This is a genomic window from Actinomycetospora aeridis, from assembly GCF_037400275.1.
Taxonomy (GTDB): domain Bacteria; phylum Actinomycetota; class Actinomycetes; order Mycobacteriales; family Pseudonocardiaceae; genus Actinomycetospora; species Actinomycetospora aeridis.
Map to the genome: position 1 here is coordinate 21,778 of NZ_JBBEGL010000015.1, position 13,363 is coordinate 35,140.

At 73.9% G+C, this 13,363-nt stretch carries 10 protein-coding genes; 3 read left to right on the plus strand and 7 right to left on the minus strand.

Annotated elements, in window-relative coordinates:
- Positions 1-54 precede the first annotated feature (54 nt).
- The 4 genes from WCD41_RS29310 to WCD41_RS29325 all read right to left on the minus strand — a co-directional run bounded on the left by WCD41_RS29310 (position 55) and on the right by WCD41_RS29325 (position 3,526).
- On the minus strand, positions 55-453 hold the full coding sequence (locus tag WCD41_RS29310; protein ID WP_337718788.1) for a VOC family protein: 399 nt from the start codon (positions 451-453) through the stop codon (positions 55-57).
- Positions 454-532: 79 nt separating this feature from the next.
- A complete protein-coding gene (locus tag WCD41_RS29315; RefSeq protein ID WP_337718789.1) occupies positions 533-1,867 on the minus strand; it encodes an MFS transporter in 1,335 nt (444 codons plus the stop codon).
- 106 nt (positions 1,868-1,973) lie between these two features.
- Positions 1,974-2,870 carry a 5-oxoprolinase subunit C family protein gene (locus WCD41_RS29320; RefSeq protein WP_337718790.1) on the minus strand — a complete coding sequence of 299 codons (897 nt, stop codon included), beginning with the start codon at positions 2,868-2,870 and terminating at the stop codon, positions 1,974-1,976.
- Positions 2,867-3,526 (minus strand): 5-oxoprolinase subunit B family protein, encoded by a 660-nt coding sequence (locus WCD41_RS29325; protein WP_337718791.1) that lies wholly within the window; start codon positions 3,524-3,526, stop codon positions 2,867-2,869. The genes WCD41_RS29320 and WCD41_RS29325 overlap by 4 nt, the downstream gene beginning before the upstream one ends.
- An 80-nt stretch (positions 3,527-3,606) precedes the next feature.
- Between WCD41_RS29325 and WCD41_RS29330 the strand changes: the two genes are divergently transcribed.
- Together WCD41_RS29330 and WCD41_RS29335 are read left to right on the plus strand one after the other, a co-directional pair.
- Positions 3,607-4,323, plus strand: coding sequence for a GntR family transcriptional regulator (locus WCD41_RS29330; RefSeq protein ID WP_337718792.1), 717 nt, complete (start codon positions 3,607-3,609; stop codon positions 4,321-4,323).
- 308 nt (positions 4,324-4,631) lie between these two features.
- On the plus strand, positions 4,632-7,016 hold the full coding sequence (locus tag WCD41_RS29335; RefSeq protein ID WP_337718793.1) for a hypothetical protein: 2,385 nt from the start codon (positions 4,632-4,634) through the stop codon (positions 7,014-7,016).
- Between the two features lie 117 nt (positions 7,017-7,133).
- Here the strand turns inward: WCD41_RS29335 and WCD41_RS29340 are convergent, their stop codons facing one another.
- Complete coding sequence (locus WCD41_RS29340; RefSeq protein ID WP_337718794.1) at positions 7,134-8,102, minus strand: aldo/keto reductase; 969 nt, start codon at positions 8,100-8,102, stop codon at positions 7,134-7,136.
- 152 nt (positions 8,103-8,254) lie between these two features.
- Between WCD41_RS29340 and WCD41_RS29345 the strand changes: the two genes are divergently transcribed.
- Positions 8,255-10,000: an MFS transporter gene (locus tag WCD41_RS29345; protein ID WP_337718795.1), complete on the plus strand. Its 1,746-nt coding sequence runs from the start codon at positions 8,255-8,257 to the stop codon at positions 9,998-10,000.
- A 113-nt stretch (positions 10,001-10,113) separates the two neighbouring features.
- On the opposite strand, the gene WCD41_RS29350 is transcribed toward WCD41_RS29345, so the two are convergent.
- Positions 10,114-11,931, minus strand: coding sequence for an NAD(P)-binding domain-containing protein (locus WCD41_RS29350; protein ID WP_337718796.1), 1,818 nt, complete (start codon positions 11,929-11,931; stop codon positions 10,114-10,116).
- Between the two features lie 157 nt (positions 11,932-12,088).
- Entirely contained in the window at positions 12,089-13,342 is a 1,254-nt protein-coding gene (locus WCD41_RS29355) for a M23 family metallopeptidase (RefSeq protein ID WP_337718797.1), read from the minus strand.
- Positions 13,343-13,363 lie beyond the last annotated feature (21 nt).

Here is a 13,363-nt window from a genome sequence, read left to right on the forward strand (position 1 = left end):
AACGCGCCGTTCGCTGCGTCGATGCGCACGAACGGCGCGTTCGCTCCGCCGGGCTCAGGCCGTCGGGTCGGTCTGGATCATCCAGAGGTGCCCGTCCGGGTCGGCGACGGTGCTGCAGTACCCCCAGCCGGGGTCACCCGGCTCGGTCCGCACCGTCGCCCCGGCGGCGCGGGCCGTCTCGGTCACGCGGTCGACGTCCGCGGCGGTGGGGACGAGCCGGGAGAGCAGGCACTCGCTCGTGCCGGCCTCGGCGACCGCGTTGCCGGCGGACACCCAGCCGAAGCCGCCGCGCGGCACGAGGACCAGGAGCACGTCCGCCCCGAGCGCGAACTGCAGCGGCTCGGGCAGGCCGTCGTCCCCGAGCTCGCCGACGGTCTCCAGGCCGAACGCGGCCCGGTAGAAGTCGTGCGAGACGCGGCGGTCCGCGATGGGCAGCGCGACGGCGAAGGCCACGCCGTGGACCGTACCGGGCGCAGCAGGAGGCCCCGCCCCCTGCGGACAGGGGACGGGGCCGGGGAGGGCTGACGGCGGTTCAGTGCGAGGACGCCGCCACGCGCGGCTCGTCGGCGACGTCGGGCTGCTCGTCCTGGAGGTCGACGTGCGCGGTCTCCGGGGCGACGGCAAGGGCGATGATCGTGATGGCGATCATCGCCGCCACGTAGAGCGAGATCGCGAACGCCGAGCCGAACGCGTCGAGCAGGGCCACCGCGACGATCGGGGCGACGGCGCCGCCGAGCACACCGGCGATCTGGTAGCCGATGGACGCGCCGCTGTAGCGCAGCTCGGTCGAGAACAGCTCGGCGATGAAGGCCGCCTGCGGACCGAACATCGCCGCGTGGGTGGCCAGCGCGACGACGGTGGCCAGGATGATGATCACGGTCGAGCGGGTGTCGAGCAGCGGGAAGAACGCGAAGGCCCAGATGCCCGCCCCGACCGCGCCGGCCATGTACACGGGCCGGCGGTCGAAGCGGTCGGACAGCGCCCCGAAGAACGGGATGAGGACCAGCTGGCACGCCGACGCGATGAGCACCGCGTTGAGACCGAGGCTTCGTGGCAGGTCGAGCTCGGTCGTGATGTAGGTGAGGATGAACAGCACGAAGGTGTAGAAGGCGACGTCGGTACCGATGCGGGCGCCCATCGCGACGAGCAGGCCCCTCGGGTGGCGCTTGAACACCTCGATGAGCGGCATCGAGGACTTGCGGCCGCTGTCGGCCGCCTCGGCGAACACCGGGCTCTCGGAGACAGTGAGGCGGATCCAGAGCCCGACGAGGATGAGCACGGCGGACGCCCAGAACGCCGTCCGCCAGCCCCAGGACAGGAACGCCTGCTCGGTGAGCACCAGGTTCAGGACACCGAGGATGGCGGCCGCGAGCAGGTTGCCGACCGGGACGCCGATCTGCGGCCAGCTGGCGTTGAGCCCGCGCTTCCTCGTGTCGCCGTGCTCGAGGGTCATGAGCACCGCGCCGGCCCACTCGCCGCCGAGCCCGAGCCCCTGCAGGAAGCGCAGCGCCACGAGCAGGATCGGCGCGGCGGCTCCGAGCGTCTCGTAGGTCGGCAGACAGCCGATGAGGAACGTCGCCACGCCCATGAGCAGCAGCGTCACGACCAGGACGTTCTTGCGACCTACCTTGTCGCCGTAGTGCCCGGCGACGAACCCGCCGAGCGGCCGCGACACGAAGCCGACCGCGTACGTGGCGAACGCCAGCAGTGTCCCCGTCAGCGGGTCGAAGCTGGGGAAGAACAGCTTGTTGAACACCAGCGCGGCGGCGGTGCCGTAGAGGAAGAAGTCGTACCACTCGAGCGACGTGCCGACGACGCTGGCGACGATGACGCGCCCCGTCCCCCGGGGTTGCTGGACTTCGGTCATCAGGGACCTCCTACGGATCGGCGCCCGGGTCGTCGGCGACGCGGACCGGATCGGGGTGATGTGGTTCACCGTAGGGATTGTTCAACAATCCCTCAAGGGGTCGTTCCTAGAACTTTCGCACGGGGTCGGGCCGGAGCCGGAGGCGCTGCCCCGGACGCAGCTGGGCGGCGACGTCGACCTCGCGGTCCCTCAGCACGGCGACCACCGGGTAGCCGCCGGTGACCGGGTGGTCGGCGAGGAAGACCAGCGGCTGCCCGGACGCCGGGACCTGGATCGCGCCACGGGCGACACCCTCGCTGGGCAGCTCGACGTCGACGTGGGAGGGCGCGCGGTCCAGCACCGGTCCGCGCAGCCGCATGCCCACCCGGTTGCTGTCCGGCGTGACCTCCCACGGCCGACCGAAGAGCACCCGCAGCGCGTCGTCACAGAACCAGTCCGCGCGGGGCCCGGGGACCGCCTGCACCGTCACCTCCCCGTCGTCCGGCGCCGACACGGGCACGCTGTCGGAGGCCGGCACGGGGCCCGCCGTCTCGTCGCCGACCGGGAGGACGTCGCCGGGACGCAGCGGGGGCGGCCCGAGGCCGGCCAACAGGTCGGTCGAGCGGCTGCCGAGGACGGACGGGGCGTCGACGCCGCCGCGCACCGCGACGTACGAGCGCAGTCCGCGATCGGGGGCCCCGACGCGCAGCTCGTCGCCGAGGGCGAGGACCTCGGGGCGGGCCAGCCCGGCCGGGCGCAACCGCCCGCTCGGACGCCGCACCAGCACCGGACCGGTCGCGCCGGTCACGGCGACCACCAGTCGCCCCTCGGCGCGGACCACCAGCCCGCCCGCCGTGACCTCGAGCCCGGCCGCGTCGGACCCGTTGCCGACGAGCCTGTTCGCGAGCGCCAGGGACCGTCGGTCGGCCGCGCCGGAGACGCCGACGCCGAGGTCACTGCGGCCGGGCCGCCCGAGGTCCTGGACGGTCGCGAGCACCCCGGTGGCCAGGACCCGGAGGCTCATGACGCACGCTCGGAGAACCGCACCCGCACGCCGGGCGTGAGCACCGCGGGCGGGTCGCGGTCGGGGCGCCACATCGGGTGGTCGGTGCGCCCGATCAGCTGCCACCCGCCGGGCGAGGCCCGTGGGTAGATCCCGCTGAACTCACCGGCCAGGCCGACGGCACCCGCCGGGACGCTCGTGCGCGGGACCCGCAGGCGCGGCACGGTCAGGCGCGCGTCGGCGCCCGCGAGGTAGCCGAAGCCCGGCGCGAAACCGGCGAAGGCCACCGTCCAGAGCTGCCCGGTGTGCACGGCGACGACCTCGGCGGGCGTCAGGCCGGTCAGCGCCGCGACGGACGCGAGGTCCGCGCCGTCGTAGACCACCGGGACGTCGACGATCGGGCCGGCGGCGACGGCGGTCCCCGCCGCGGGCGCCTCGACGCGGACGGCGCGCACCGACGCCGCCAGCGCCGCGAGATCCGTGCCCGGCGGGACGCGTACGAGCACCGAGCGCGCGGCCGGGACCAGGTCGAGCAGACCGGGCGGGGGTGCGGCCCGCAGCGCGGCGTGCAGGGCCAGGGCGTGGGCGACGTCGGCGACCTCGACGAGCAGGCCGGTGTCACCGTGCGCGCGGACGCCGAGCACCGGCGACGTGGTCGGGAGGGCCACCTCGGTCACGACGACCACGATCCTCGGATCTTCGGACAATCCCTCTGCCGAGGAATCGGATCATGGGGCGTTCCGCGTACGCTCGCCGCGTGACCCGCAGTGCTGCCGCCACCTGGACGACCACCCTCGCCGAGCAGCGCGGACGCCTCGAGGTCGGGTCGACGTCCGAGCGGGTGGCCGGCCTGCTGCGCACCCAGGTGCTCGACGGGACGCTGCGCCCCGGGGTCCAGCTCACCGAGGAACAGCTCGTCGAGGCCCTGGGCGTCTCGCGCAACACCGTCCGCGAGGCCCTGCAGCGCCTGTCGGCCCAGCGCCTGGTCGAGCACCACCGGCATCGCGGCGTGTTCGTCCGGCGGCTCGACCTCGGCGACCTCGCCGACCTGTGCGGGCTGCGCCGCTCCCTCGAGTGCGGCGCCCTGCGCGAGGCAGCCGCCCGCGGCAGCGTCGACCCCGGCGCGGCGTCGGCCGTCGTCCAGGCCGCCCGCGACGGGGAACGCGCCGCGGCGGCGGGCGACTGGGACGGCGCCGGCACCGCCAACGCCGCCGTGCACCTCGCGCTCGCCGCGCTGGCCCGCAACGCCCGGATCGACGAGGAGATGCGCGGGGTCGTCGCCGAGCTGCGGCTCGCCTTCGTCGTGCTCGCCGACGCGCGGGCGATGCACGAGCCCTACGTGGCCGAGAACGTCGCGCTCGCCGGCCAGGTCGCCGAGGGGCGCCTGCTCGAGGCGGCCGGCTCGCTCGACGACTACCTGCGCCGCGCCGAGGCGCACCTGCTCGAGGCCTACGGCCAGACCCTCGAGGACTGAGCTCCCCGCACTCCCCCGACGACGGGCGTGGTGTTCACCGACCCGTCGCCCTCCTGACCCTGGACCCGACCGGCTCATGACGGCTATCGTGCGAGTTGTTCAACAATCCGTCAATAGAATCGTCAACGACATGAGGGTGACCTGACGTCACGCTCGGAAGTCATTCCGGGTCCTCCGAGTCGCCGCTTGTGCGATTGCACGTCGTGTTGTTCTCATTCCAGGCGGTGGATGTCGCGCTCAGTGGTGAGGCGTCGACGGACGACGACGGGATCGCTCGCCGCGATCGACCTCCGGGGGAGTAAGGACTGATGGCCGTGCAGTGCGCGCTCGCCGGGTGTACCGAGGAGATCGAACAGCCGGAGAAGGGGCCGCAACGCAAGTTCTGCTGCCCGGCCCACCGCACGGCGGCGAGGGCCGCGCGTCTCCGCTCCGCGGCAGCCGGACCGGTCGCGGGGGACGTCACACCCGCCGCGGCGACCCCCGAGGAGCCCGTCGACGAGCCCGCGCCCGGCGTGACCCTGTCCGAGGCCGAGGTCGCCCAGCTCCCCGCGACCACGGCGCCGATGCGCGCGTCCGAGAGCAGCGACGAGGCCCCCGAGCCTGCCGCGTCCGGCTCGTCCGGCTCGTCCGGCGAACGCCTGGTCACGACGACCCGGACCCCGGGCGACGTGCCCCCGGCCCTGAAGCGCCGGCCCGTCCCCCTGCGCCGCGTCCGCCGTGAGCCGCGGCGCGCCCGTGCCGTCATCGCCGGCACGCTCGTCGTCGCGATGGCGTTCGGCGGCGGCGTCTCGCTGCTCGACCGCACCGACGACCCGGCCTCGACCGTCGGCGCCCAGCGCCCGACCGCCCCGGCGCCGGACGGCCAGTGGCTGCTGCACGCCAACGTCGCCCTCGCGACGCTCTCGCACCAGCTCGACGTGGCCCGGGCCTCCGAGGCCCGCTGGCTCGCGGTGCTCGACGACGTGCGTCCCCCGGCCGAGGTGCAGGCACTGGTCAACCGGCGGCAGTGGCTCGAGCGCCAGATGCTCCTGCTGCAGTCGCAGATCGCGTCGTACAACAACCTGGAACAGGCGCGGGCCGCCCTCGCGCTGGCCCGGCAGAACCTCGACGAGCTCAACGCCGCGACCGCGGGCCCGACGCCGACGGTCGGCGCGAACGGTGCGGACCTGCGAGCGCAGCGTGACATGGCGCAGCGCCACGTCGAGATCCTGCAGATGCAGGTCGACGTGCTCGCGCAGGACGTCGCCCTCGCGACGACGGCGCCGGTGCCCGACACCAGCGACATCACCGCGCCCCTGGCCCGGCAGGTCGACGACCTCGTCGCCGACCCGACCCGCCAGCAGGCGCCGGAGGGCGACAACACCTCGGCCGTGGCGCTGGGCGACCCGGCCACGGTGTCCCGCGAGCCGTCCTCGGGCGACCGAGCCGTCGCGCTCCCCGACTCCGGCGAGCCGCCGCGCCCGTCGTCCGGCGGCGGCGTGCTCGAGTCGCTCATCGACCCGCTCGTCGGCGGTACGACGACCGGCGGCGGTGGCGGCGGCGACTTCCCCGAGCCCGTGACCCGCCCGGTGCGCGAGGCTCCGGCCGAGGTCGAGCGCGCCGTCGGCGACACTGCCGGTGGCGTGGGCGCGGCCGCGGGCGGCCTCGTCGGGGACGTGGCCCGGCCCGTCGGCGGGCTCCTCGGCGGCGACGACCGCGGCCCCGACACCGAGGCTCCCGGCGACACGGCCGACCTCTCGACGCTCGCGGCGACCCCCTTCCGCACCGTGGCCGGGGCGCCCGGCGAGGGCGGCGTGCTCGACGGCGGCGGTCTCCTCGGTGCCGACGGCCCCCTCGGGCGCGACGGCCGGGCCGAGGGGCTCACCGACGGGCCGCGGACGGGGACGCCGGCCGCGGACACGGCTCCGGGCGACGTCGACGCGCCCGTGTCCGACGGCTCCGGGCCTCGCGAGGTCGCCCGGTCGCTGCGCGGGCCCGGGGAGGACGAGGCCGACGCGTCGGTCCCTACCTCGCTCGACCCGCGGAGCCCCGCGGCGGGCGACGAGGGCGACGCGACGGTGCCCGACGGCGACGGCCGTCCGACCACCGGCGAGCCCGAGGCCCAGCGCGACGACGACGAGCAGCCGAGCGGAGACGAGGCCGACGGCATCGTCCCGGTGGCCTTCACGGCCGACGACTCCGGAGCCACCGGTGGCGCCGCCGACGGTGACGCCCTGGCTCGCGGCATCCGGCAGTCGGCGAACGAGCAGGTCGCTCGCACGCTCGACGAGGCCACCGGGACCACCGGGGCGGCGCCGGGCGACGAGCAGGACACCGGCGAGCTGGGACGTCAGATCAGCGACCAGGTCGACGAGCAGGTCCGGCAGTCGGTCGAGCGGGCCGCCGGCGGCGACGACCAGCAGGACGACGCGGAGCAGGACGACGGCCAGCGAGACGACGCCCCGCGAGACGACGCCGAGCAGGACGACGCCGAGCAGGACGACGCCGAGCAGGACGACGGCCAGGACGACGAGCAGGTGCGCAGTCAGGACCGCGAGGAGTCGCGCTCGGAGCAGCCGGACGAGGAGGACTCCGACGCGGATGCCGACTCCGGCTCCGACTCGAGCTCGTCAGCGTCGTCCGACGACGGCGGCTCCGACGACGGCGGCTCCGACGACGGCGGCTCGTCGGGCGGGGACTTCGGCGAGGACTGACCCGGGCACGCCGCGCGTCGCCGTGCGATCGCCGTTCCGGTGACGATCGATGTCAGATTCGACATCGATCGTCACCAGGACCGTGACCTCGGGCGCGGCCTCCCCGACGGACGCGTCTCAGCGGTGGCCCGCGACGTCCCGCGGCTCGTAGCGCTCCTCGAGCTCGGCGATCTCGGTGTCGTCGAGGTGGAGGTCGACCGCGGCGACCGCGTCGGCGAGGTGGTGCTCCTTGGTCGCCCCGACGATCGGCGAGTCGACCACCGGGTTGGCCAGCACCCACGCCAGCGCGACCTGGGCGCGCGAGACGCCGCGCTTCTCGGCGACCTCGGCGACCTTCTCGACGATGTGCCGGTCGGTGTCGCGGTAGAGCGTCTTGCCGAACTCGTCGGTCTCGCCGCGGGTGGTCGAGGAGTCCCAGTCGCGCGTCAGCTTCCCGCGCGCGAGCGGGCTCCACGGGATCGACCCGATGCCCTCGTCGGCGCAGAGCGGGAGCATCTCCCGCTCCTCCTCGCGGTAGAGCAGGTTGTAGTGGTCCTGCATCGTGACGAACCGGGTCCAGCCGTTCGCGTCCTGCAGGTGCAACGCCTTCGCGAACTGCCACGCCCACATCGACGAGGCGCCGATGTAGCGGACCTTGCCGGCCTTGACGACGTCGTGCAGCGCCTCGAGCGTCTCCTCGATCGGCGTGTCGTAGTCCCAGCGGTGGATCTGGTAGAGGTCCACGTAGTCCATGTCGAGGCGGCGCAGCGAGGCGTCGATGCCGGTCATGATCGCCTTGCGGGAGAGGCCCGCGCCGTTGGGGCCCTTCCGCATGCGGTTGAAGACCTTGGTGGCGACGACGATCTCGTCGCGGTCGGCCATCTTGTTCAGCCAGTGTCCGGTGATCTCCTCGGACGTGCCGGCGGAGTAGACGTCGGCCGTGTCGAAGAAGTTGATCCCCGCGTCGAGCGCCTGACGGAAGAAGGGCTCGGCCTGGTCGGCGGGCAGCGCCCAGGGCCAGCGGTCGTTCGCCTCGCCGTAGCTCATGGCGCCCAGGCAGATCCGTGAGACGTCGAGTCCCGTCATGCCGAGCTTCGTGTACTCCATGACGCCAGCGTGCCCCGCGGACCGCCGGCCGATTCCGGGTCCGGCCCGGGAATCGGCTGGACGTCAACAGCGCTCGAGGTCATAGCGTCGAGAGAACGCCCCGCGCAGCGCCGGGCATTCCTCCTCAATCCCGACAGAATGGTCGTGCCTCTGTGACCAGCACCGCTCCCGTCGCGCCCGGCGGTCGCCGCTGGGCGATCCTCGCGGTGATCGCTGTGGCGCAGCTCATGGTCGTGCTCGACAACACGATCGTGAACATCGCGCTCCCGTCGGCCCAGGTCGACCTCGGCTTCGACGACGCCCAGCGCCAGTGGGTGATCACCGCCTACGCGCTGGCGTTCGGCAGCCTCCTGCTGCTCGGCGGCCGCATGTCCGACCTGTTCGGCCGCAAGCGCGCGTTCGTCACCGGGCTGATCGGCTTCGCCGTCGCCTCGATGGTCGGCGGCGCCGCGACCGACCTCGTCATGCTCGTCGCCGCCCGCGCCGCCCAGGGTGTGTTCGGCGCCCTGCTCGCACCGGCCGCGCTCTCGCTGCTGACGACCACGTTCCCGTCCGGACGCGAGCGCGCGCGGGCGTTCGGCATCTTCAGCGCCATCGTCGGCGCCGGCGCGGCGATCGGGCTGCTGCTCGGTGGCGTGCTCACCGAGTACGTCGACTGGCGCTGGTGCATGTACGTCAACGCCGTGTTCGCCGCGGTCGCGCTCGTCGGCGGCCTGACCCTGCTGCCGAGCATGCAGCGCCAGGGTCGCCCCCAGCTCGACATCGGCGGCACCGTCGCGGCGTCGGCCGGCCTCTTCGGGCTCGTCTTCGGCTTCGCGAGCGCGGAGACCGACGGCTGGGCCTCGCCGATGGTGTGGGGCTTCCTCGCCGGCGGCGTCGTGCTCCTCGGGATCTTCGTGCTGATCCAGCGCCGGGTGGCGGCGCCGCTGCTGCCGCTGCGCGTGATCCTCGACCGCACCCGCGGCGGCGCCTACCTCACCGTGCTCGTGCTCGCGTCGGGGATGTTCGGGGTCTCGCTGTTCCTGACCTTCTACCTGCAGCGCAACCTCGGTTTCAGCCCGGTGCTCACCGGCGTGGCGTTCCTGCCGATGGTCGCCTCGATCGTCACGGCGTCGACGACCGTCCCCAACGCCCTGCTCCCCCGCGTGGGCCCGAAGCCGCTGGTCATCGTCGGCCTCGTGCTCGGCACCGCGGCGATGCTGTGGTTCTCGCAGCTCGACGCCGGGAGCACGTACGCGGCGGGCGTCCTGCCCGGGCTGGTCCTCATGGGCCTGGGCATGGGCACCGCGATGTCCACCGGCATCAACACCGCGACGCTCGGCGTGCAGCCGGCCGACGCCGGGGTCGCGTCGGCGACGGTCAACACGATGCAGCAGGTCGGCGGGTCGGTCGGCACGGCGCTGCTCTCCAGCATCGCCGGCACGGCCACCGCGGCGGCGCTCGCCGGGGCGCCGGGCGGTGACCCCGCGGTGGCGACGATCAGCGGCTACTCGGCGGCCTTCACGACGGCGGCGATCCTCTTCGCCGTCGGTGCGGTGGTCTGCGGCCTGCTGGTGCGGGGCGGTCGCCCGCAGAGCGCGGCGTCGGCCGAGAGCGTCGAGCGCGCCGAGGCCCCGGCGGACAGCACCGGCCTCGTCGGCGCGGTCCGCGACGCCGCGGGCAGCGCGGTGGCCGGCGCGACCCTGACGCTCGTCGACCCCGCGGGCCGCGAGTCCGGGCGCGCCGTGAGCGACGCGCAGGGCGACTTCGACCTGCGCGCCACCGGCCCCGGCGACCACCTCCTGGTCACCGGCGCGCCCGGGCTCGCCCCGAGCGCGCAGCGGATCGTCCTCGCCGGCGGCCGCACCACCCGCGGCGACGTGGTCCTCGAGGTCGTCGAGGTGCCCGCCCGCACCTGATCGGACCAGGCCCGCCCGCCGAACGCGCGCCTACCGGAAGAACGAACGGCGCTTTCGCTGCTTCGGAAGCAGCGAAAGCGCCGTTCGTTCGTCAGGTCCGGCGCGGTGACCCGTCATGCGCTGTGGTGCGACTCCTGGCGGCCGTGGATCGGTGTCGCGATCCCGGCAGAACGGGCCTTGAGCTGCAGCGCCAGGTAGAGCGAGTAGAAGCGCGACTGGTGCAGGTTGCCGCCGTGGAACCACAGGTTGTCCTGCTGGGTCGGCTTCCACATGTTGCGCTGCTCGCCCTCCCAGGGACCGGGGTCCTTGGTGGTGTCCGAGCCGAGGCCCCAGACCTTCCCGACCCGGTCCGCCATCTCCTGGCCGATGATGTCGGCGGCGCGGCGGTTCATCGAGCCGTAGCCGGTGGCGAACACGACGAGGTCGGCCTCGAGGCGGGTGCCGTCGTCGAGGACGACCTCCTTCTCCGTGAACTCGCTGATCTGGCCCTTGGCGAGCTTCACCTTGCCGTCGGCGACGAGCTCGGCCGCGCCCACGTCGATGTAGTAGCCCGAGCCGCGGCGCAGGTACTTCATGAACAGGCCGGAGTCGTCGTCGCCGAAGTCGAGCTCGAAGCCGGCCTCCTCCAGGCGCCGGTAGAAGTCGGCGTCGACCTCGCGGGCCTTGTCGTACGCCGGCTTCTGGAAGTTGTGCATGATCCGGTAGGGCAGGGACGCGAACACCATGTCGGCGGTGTAGGTGTCGATGCCGGAGGCGACCGCGCGCTCGGAGTAGAGGTCGCCGAGGGCGTACTCCATGAGCGTCTCGGACCGGATGATGTGCGTGGAGCTGCGCTGCACCATCGTGACGTCGGCGCCGACCTCCCACAGCGAGCCGCAGATGTCGAACGCCGAGTTGTTCGACCCGATCACGACGACCTTCTTGCCCTTGTACTCGTCCGGGCCGGGGTGCTGCGAGCTGTGCTGCACCTCCCCCTGGAACGTGTCGCGGCCGGGGATCTCCGGGATGTTCGGCTTGCCGGAGACGCCGAGGGCGAACACGACCTGCTGCGGGCGGAGGGTGACCTCCTCACCGTCGCGGTCGACGACGACGGACCACTCGCCGGCGGCGGAGTCGTAGGTCGCGCTCTTCGCGGTCGTGGAGCCCCAGTAATTGAGCTCCATGACCCGCGTGTACATCTCGAGCCAGTCGCCGATCTTGTCCTTCGGCGCGAACACCGGCCAGTTCTCGGGGAACTTGAGGTAGGGCAGGTGGTCGTACCAGACCGGGTCGTGCAGGGCGAGGCTCTTGTAGCGCTTGCGCCAGGAGTCGCCGGGCCGCTCGTTGGACTCGACGATGATCGCCTCGACGCCGAGCTGGCGCAGGCGGGCACCCAGCGCGATGCCGCCCTGGCCGCCGCCGATGATGACGACCTCGGGCTGGCGGGTGTAGCCGAGCTCGGCGGCCTCGGCCTCGCGCCGCTCGCGCCAGGTGACGCGGTCGGGGTTGGCGCCGTGCTCGGTGCCGAACGGCCGGCGCTCGCCGCGCGGCTCCTCGTGGCCCTTGAGCTCGTCGAGCGTCGTCAGCAGCGTCCAGGCCTTGCCCTCGGCGTTCAGCCGCAGGTGCCCGGTGCCCCGCCCGATCGCCGTCTCGAACTTCAGCCAGGCCTCGGTGATCCCGTCGCCCTCGGTCGGGGTCCCGTCGACCGAGAAGCTCACCGGCGACGCCTGGCGCGCGGCGTCGGAGCGCACGAGGTCGGCGACCCCGGCGTGGCCCTCGACCGTGATCAGGTTCCAGGTGAACGACACGAGGTCGCGCCAGTACGACTCGTCCGCGAACAGCGCCGCCGCGCGGTCGCCGTCCCCGGCCGAGAGCGCGTCGGCGAACTCGGTGAGCCAGCTGCTCACCCGCCGATCGGTCTCGGTGCGCCCGCTCTCCGCCGTCTGCGTCACTGCTGCCTCCACTGCGGGCGACGGTCCGTGCCGACCGGGGGCGGCCGCCCGCCTCTGCCCACGGTCGAAGTGTCGTGAGGGACAGTGAAGCCGATCACCAACATCAGCGGCAGAGGTTGCACCCAGGTTGCGTGCGAACGGCCTACGTGCGTGATGGTCAGGGCCGCCGGTAGGTGACGATGGCCTGGTCGAGCACCATCCGGTCGCGGAACGGGGTCGGGGCGATGCCGGGCGTCAGCTCCACGGGGACGCCCTCGGCCTCGGCGCGGTCGAACGCCGTTGTGCTCGCGACCCGCCCGGTCAGCGTGAACTCGTCGATCAGGTACGGCAGCCCCTGGGAGCCGACCGACGACGGCCCGTCGGTGACGTGCAGGTGCAGGTGCGGCGCCACCGAGTTGCCGGTGTTGCCGACCAGGCCGACCACGTCGCCCGCGCGCACCCGGTCGCCCGGCCGGACGCGGACCGATCCCGTCTGCAGGTGCGCGTAGGTCACGTAGAACCCGTTGCCGACGTCGAGCAGCACGTAGTTGCCGTCCGCCAGCGTGATCGGGATGTCCTCGGGATACCGCCCCGGGACCTGCTCGGGCTGCCCGTCCAGCGTCGTGACGACCGTGCCCTCCGCGACCGCGAACACCTCGTTGCCGTAGATGCGGTAGCTGCGCAGGTCCTCCCTCGGGCCGGCGTAGATGCGCCCGTCGGGCCCGACCCGCTCGTAGTCGATGGCGTAGCGCTGGGCCAGCGTCGGGCTGCCGTTGATCGGCAGCGCGGCCCGGGTGTGCCGGACGGCGTCGCAGCAGCCGTCGGCGGCCAGGACCCCCTCCCCCGCCAGCGGCGGCGCGAGGACCGGGAGCCGGCGCGCGTCGACCGGGGTCGGGGCGACGGTCTCGGTGACGGGCGCGCCGCCGATCCGCGCGGTGAGCCGATGGGTCAGCGACGGCGGGGCCAGCGTCCCGGGCGGCAGCGCGACGTGCAGGAACAGCATCCCGTGCTGCCCGCCCGCCAGCTCCGGCCCGTACGCCTCACCGCCCGTCGGCCTGAGCCGCGCCGCGAGGTCACCGCCCGCGAGCACGCCGAGCACCTCGCCCGCCGGGCCGACCGTCTCGACCTGCTCGATCGTGGCCGGCGACGGCGTGAAGTTCACCAGCGCCAGCTCGTAGACGAGATGCGTGCGCTCGTCCTCACCCAGCACCGGCACGGGCGCGACCGGCACCTCGGCGACGACGGGCGTCAGCACCGGCTCGGGCGCCGCGGGGGCGGCGGCCACCGGCGACACCGCCGCCGACGAAGGTGCGGACGAGGGTGCCGGCCCCGCTGACGGCGGTCCCGCGCACGCGGCGAGCACGGCGAGGACCGCGAGAGCCGCGGCGAGGACGGGGACGGTGACCGGGCGTGGCCGGCGGCGCGGTGACACGAGGATGATCGTCCGGTCGTT

Excerpts from the sequence above, each read along its gene's own strand:
- WCD41_RS29315 (WP_337718789.1), bottom strand. The coding sequence starts at position 1,867 with ATGACCGAAGTCCAGCAACCCCGGGGGACGGGGCGCGTCATCGTCGCC.
- WCD41_RS29320 (WP_337718790.1), bottom strand. The coding sequence starts at position 2,870 with ATGAGCCTCCGGGTCCTGGCCACCGGGGTGCTCGCGACCGTCCAGGAC.
- WCD41_RS29335 (WP_337718793.1), top strand. The coding sequence starts at position 4,632 with ATGGCCGTGCAGTGCGCGCTCGCCGGGTGTACCGAGGAGATCGAACAG.
- WCD41_RS29340 (WP_337718794.1), bottom strand. The coding sequence starts at position 8,102 with ATGGAGTACACGAAGCTCGGCATGACGGGACTCGACGTCTCACGGATC.